Annotated in this window: 4 protein-coding genes and 1 pseudogene; all 5 read left to right on the top strand. The window is 68.4% G+C overall.

What is annotated here, in order from left to right; genetic code table 11:
* Positions 1-216: pseudogene (locus FV228_RS20170) on the top strand (NUDIX hydrolase); the annotation flags it as partial.
* Between the two features lie 287 nt (positions 217-503).
* Positions 504-1,478 carry an ABC transporter substrate-binding protein gene (locus FV228_RS20175; RefSeq protein WP_147856248.1) on the top strand — a complete coding sequence of 325 codons (975 nt, stop codon included), beginning with the start codon at positions 504-506 and terminating at the stop codon, positions 1,476-1,478.
* Positions 1,479-1,686: 208 nt separating this feature from the next.
* The gene (locus tag FV228_RS20180) at positions 1,687-1,926 is read left to right on the top strand and encodes a DUF4926 domain-containing protein (protein WP_147856249.1); all 240 of its coding nucleotides are present in this window, start codon (positions 1,687-1,689) and stop codon (positions 1,924-1,926) included.
* Positions 1,927-1,930: 4 nt separating this feature from the next.
* Positions 1,931-2,269 (top strand): DUF6883 domain-containing protein, encoded by a 339-nt coding sequence (locus tag FV228_RS20185; RefSeq protein WP_147856250.1) that lies wholly within the window; start codon positions 1,931-1,933, stop codon positions 2,267-2,269.
* Between the two features lie 288 nt (positions 2,270-2,557).
* Positions 2,558-4,825 carry a glycogen debranching protein GlgX gene (glgX, locus tag FV228_RS20190; protein ID WP_147856251.1) on the top strand — a complete coding sequence of 756 codons (2,268 nt, stop codon included), beginning with the start codon at positions 2,558-2,560 and terminating at the stop codon, positions 4,823-4,825.
* Positions 4,826-4,928 lie beyond the last annotated feature (103 nt).

The raw sequence follows: 4,928 nt of genomic DNA on the forward strand, positions 1-4,928 counted from the left end.
GTGCTGCTGGCCGGGGAGGGGCAGCTCGCCTTCCTGCGCCCGGTGCGGTTCCCGGAGACGGCCGACGCCCTGTGCGCCCGCATCGAGGCCCACCGCCGCCGGGAGGCGGAGCCGGAACTCGCCGGGATCCACGTGGCGCGGGGCGCAGGCGGCCCCGAGGCGGCCCGGATGCCGGGCTTCGTGCGCGCGTATCTGGCGGATGCTTTTGGGGATTAGGCTGTCGGAGGCCCGCGGCAGCGAAGGCTGGGCGGGTTGCAGGACGCGTGTCTCTCCCACCCACCCCCTCATCCTGAGAGGCTGTGAGTTGAACGGCCTCCTAGGGATATGGGCGCCCTGCCGCAACGATGCCGATCTTCTCGCCGGTGCCGATCGCGCGAAACACGATCGCTCGGTCCGCCAGCAATACAGATAACCGTTTCCTTGTTCGCCGCGGGCGCTTCCATAGACTTGGCCGCTCCGCTGAACCCCTCGCGCACGCTGCGCCGGGCAATGAAATGGGCCGCATGCGCATCCTCCCTGACGCCCAAAGAATGACTCGCCGGCGCGCGGCCGCCTGGCTCGCCGCGGCCCTGATGCTGTCGGCGGCCGTCCCGTCCCGCGCGGCCGAGCCGGTGGTGCTGCGGGTCGGCGACCAGAAGGGGGGCAACCGCTCGCTGCTGGAGATCTCCGGCTACGGAAAAGACCTGCCCTACACCATCGTCTGGTCGGAATTCCCCGCCGCCGCGCCGATCCTGGAGGCGCTCAATGCCGGCGCCCTCGATGTCGGCTATACCGGCGACCTGTCGCTGCTCACGGCCTACGCGGCCGGCGCCCCGATCAAGGCGGTCGGCGGCACCAGGTCCGACCCGCGGAGCCAGGCGATCCTGGTGCGCCAGGATTCCCCGATCCGGTCGGCGGCCGACCTCACGGGCAAGCGCCTGGCCGGCACCCGGGGCGGCTGGGGCCAGTTCCTGATCGACGCGACCCTGGAGAAGGCCGGGATCACCCTGGAGGGCGCCACCTTCGCAGCCCTCAACCCCGTGGACGCCAAGGTCGCCCTGGTCGCCGGCTCGGTCGATGCCTGGGCGGTGTGGGAGCCCTACGTCTCCTTCGCGACCCTGAAGGACAAGGCCCGGGTGATCGCCGACGGCGCGGGCCTGACGCCGACCATCACGTTCGTCGTCGCCTCCGACAGCGCCATCGCCACCAAGCGGGCGGCCGTGCAGGACCTGCTGGACCGCCTGAACAAGGCCCGGCTCTGGTCGCTCGACCATCTCCCCGCATACGCCAAGAGCACCGCCGCCCTGACCCGCCTGCCGGAGGATGTGCTGCTCGCGGCCTATGCGGCGCAGCGGACCAGCCCGATCGGGATCGACGACGGCGTGGTCGCGGAGGTCCAGGAGGCGTCCGATCGCGCCACCCGCTACGGCATCCTGGGCAAGCGGCTCGACGTGAGCCAAGCCGTCGATCGGAGTTTTACGGCTGCGGCGTCGAATTGAGGTGGCATGCTTTCGGCCTGGGCGGATCCGTCGGACGCGAGCCGACGTGGCACGCGCGATGCGCGTCCGGACGTGTCGGCGGGATGCCGTCACCCGTGGCTTTCCATGACTTTGAAGCCGGGTTGCCATCCCTCTGCTCCGGGAAGACTCTGCGCCCGTCGGGGGCGGGCGGCTTGCGTACAACCCAGCTGTACGCCAGATTTGGCGCATGTCGTTCGACACCATGCACACGTTGCGCCGCGCCCCCGAGGCCACGCCGCTTTTCCCCGAGCTGAGCGTGGTCGTAACCCTGTGTGATACGGTGACGGACGATGGGCTTCCCGTTGCCGCCGGATCGCGTGGAACCATCGTCGAGGTCTATGCCGGTGGCGAGGCCTATGAGGTCGAGTTCGCACGCCCGGTCATCGGCAACGCAACGATTCGGGCCGAAGCTCTCAAGGCAGCCTGACCCGATGCCACTTCCGGGCGGCCGGGTGCCGGTACCCTGTATCCCGGACGCCAAGATCGGCGGCTATCTCCTCGACGTGGGACATGCCGAAGGTGGGCCGAAAGCCGAGTTTTTTCTCGCCCGCGGTTTTGCACGCGAGGATCCCCGTCCCTTCATCGCCGCGCTCCTCGATCACGGACGAAGCGACTATTTTTCCCGTGCAGCCGAAAATAGGTTTGTCACCAAATACATATACGAAGGGGCGATGCAGATGCCTGACGGATCGAGTCATCGAATCAGATCCGTCTGGAAGCTTGTCGACGATGGTGCCTTCATGGCGCTCGTGACCGCATACCCGATCTGAGCTTGAGACTTCGCGGCTGAGCGGACGTCCAACGTTATCTGCGCATCCTTCCAGGACGGACCGCTCAAAAACAGGCCCGCTAGGCTTATGAATCCGTCCGTCTGATCCAGCCGCCCACCCACGCCCGCCGCGACGAAGGCGGCATCGCCCATCGAGGCGGCACGAGCCCCAGAGGACGAAGCCGGCAGCGATTTTTGCGGCACCGCGGGAGCTTCGCCGTTGCCGGCACGTTCACTGGACGCTCCCCGCACCGGCACGTGGCCGTGCGGGTCGCGTTCCGGAGTGTCCATGTCCGATTCCCGACGTCCTGCTTCACAAGCCCGCGCGACCCGCACGCGCATCCAGGAAGGCCAACCCTATCCGCTCGGCGCCACCTGGGACGGGCTGGGCGTCAACTTCGCCCTGTTCTCGGCCCACGCCACCAAGGTCGAACTCTGCCTGTTCGACGACCAGGGCGAGCGCGAGATCGAGCGGATCGAGCTCCCCGAATACACGGACGAGATCTGGCACGGCTACCTGCCGGATGCGCGGCCCGGCACGATCTACGGCTACCGGGTCCACGGCCCCTACGAGCCGAAGGCCGGCCACCGGTTCAACCACAACAAGCTCCTGATCGACCCTTACGCCAAGGGACTGGTGGGCTCGATCACCTGGAACCCGGCCCTGTTCGGCTACCAGATGGAATCGGGCGACGACCTGACCTTCGACGAGCGGGACAGCGCGCCGTTCAACCGCCGCTCGCGGGTGATCGACCCGGCCTTCACCTGGGGCCGGCACCGCAAGCCCAACGTGCCGTGGGAGAAGACGATCTTCTACGAGGCCCACGTGAAGGGCATGACCAAGCTCGACCCGCGGGTGCCCGAGAAGCTGCGCGGCACCTATGCCGGCCTCGGCACGCCCGACGTGCTCGACTACATCAAGAGCCTCGGCGTCACCTCGGTGGAGCTGCTGCCGGTGCATTCCTTCGTGCAGGACGACTACCTGCAGCAGAAGAACCTGGTGAATTACTGGGGCTACAACACGATCTCGTTCTTCACCCCCGCCCGGCGCTACGCGGCGGTGCCGGACTTCGCCTTCTCCGAGTTCAAGGAGATGGTCTCGCGCTTCCACGGCGCCGGCCTCGAGGTGATCCTCGACGTGGTCTACAACCACACCGCCGAGGGCAACGAGAAGGGCCCGACCCTGTCGTTCAAGGGCGTCGACAACGCCTCCTACTACCGGCTGCTGCCGGGCGAGCCGCGCTACTACATCAACGACACCGGCACCGGGAACACCTTCAACCTGTCGCACCCGCGGGTGCTGCAGCTGGTGACCGATTCCCTGCGCTACTGGGCCACCGAGATGCGGGTCGACGGATTCCGGTTCGACCTGGCCACGATCCTCGGCCGCGAGCCCTACGGCTTCGACGAGGGCGGCGGCTTCCTCGACACCTGCCGGCAGGACCCGGTGCTCAACGGCGTCAAGCTGATCGCCGAGCCGTGGGATTGCGGCCCCGGCGGCTATCAGGTCGGCGGCTTCCCACCGGGCTGGGCCGAGTGGAACGACCGGTTCCGCGACGACGTGCGCGCCTATTGGCGGGGCGATCCCGGCCTGCTGCCGGACCTCGCCGCCCGGGTCTCGGGCTCGGCCGACAAGTTCGACAAGCGCGGCCGCAAGCCCTGGGCCTCGGTGAACTTCCTCACCGCCCATGACGGCTTCACCCTGCACGACACGGTGGCCTACAACGAGAAGCACAACGAGGCGAACGGCGAAGGCAACCGCGACGGCCACTCGCACAACCTCTCGTACAATTACGGCGCCGAGGGCCCGACCGAGGACCCGGCGATCCGGGCCGTGCGTCTGCGCCAGATGCGCAACATGCTGGCGACCCTGTTCCTGTCGCGCGGCACCCCGATGCTGCTCGCCGGCGACGAGTTCGCCCGCACCCAGAACGGCAACAACAACGCCTATTGCCAGGACAACGAGGTCTCCTGGCTCGACTGGGGGGCGATCGGCGACGAGGAGCGGGATCTGGCCGAGTTCACCCAGCGCCTGATCATCCTGCGCAACGCCCTGCCGATCCTCAGCCGCGGACGCTTCCTCACCGGGCAGTACGACGAGGAGTTCGGCCTCAAGGACGTGACCTGGCTGCGCCCGGACGGGGGCGAGATGGCCAGCGAGAACTGGTCCGAGGGGGAGGCGAAGGCCTTCGCGGTCCAGCTCGACGGCCGCGCCCAGGCCACCGGCCTGCACCGCCGGGGCGGCGACGCCACGCTGCTGATCATGTTCAACGCCCACCACGACCTGGTGACGTTCACGCTGCCCGAATCGCCCAACGGCATCGCCTGGACCCGGCTGCTCGACACCAACCTGCCCGACAGCCAGGACGTGGAGAGTTTTTCGTTCGGCAAAGGCTACGCCGTGACCGGGCGCTCGCTCCTGATGTTCGTGCTCAAGCCCGAGGACACCCCGGGCGACGACGCCACCGAGATGGAGCGCTCCTACCAGCACGTGATGCAGGCGTTCGAGCGCGCCAACGTGGAGAGCGTGCACTTCCACCTCGACCCGGAGGCGTAAAACACCCGGGCGGGACGGTTTTCGTCCCGCCCGGGCCCCACTGCCTTGCGCCCGGCGGCGCACCCGGCTAACAGCACCCCACCGCGCGGCCCTGGTCGCGCCC

It is taken from the genome of Methylobacterium sp. WL18 (assembly GCF_008040015.1).
GTDB lineage: Bacteria > Pseudomonadota > Alphaproteobacteria > Rhizobiales > Beijerinckiaceae > Methylobacterium > Methylobacterium mesophilicum.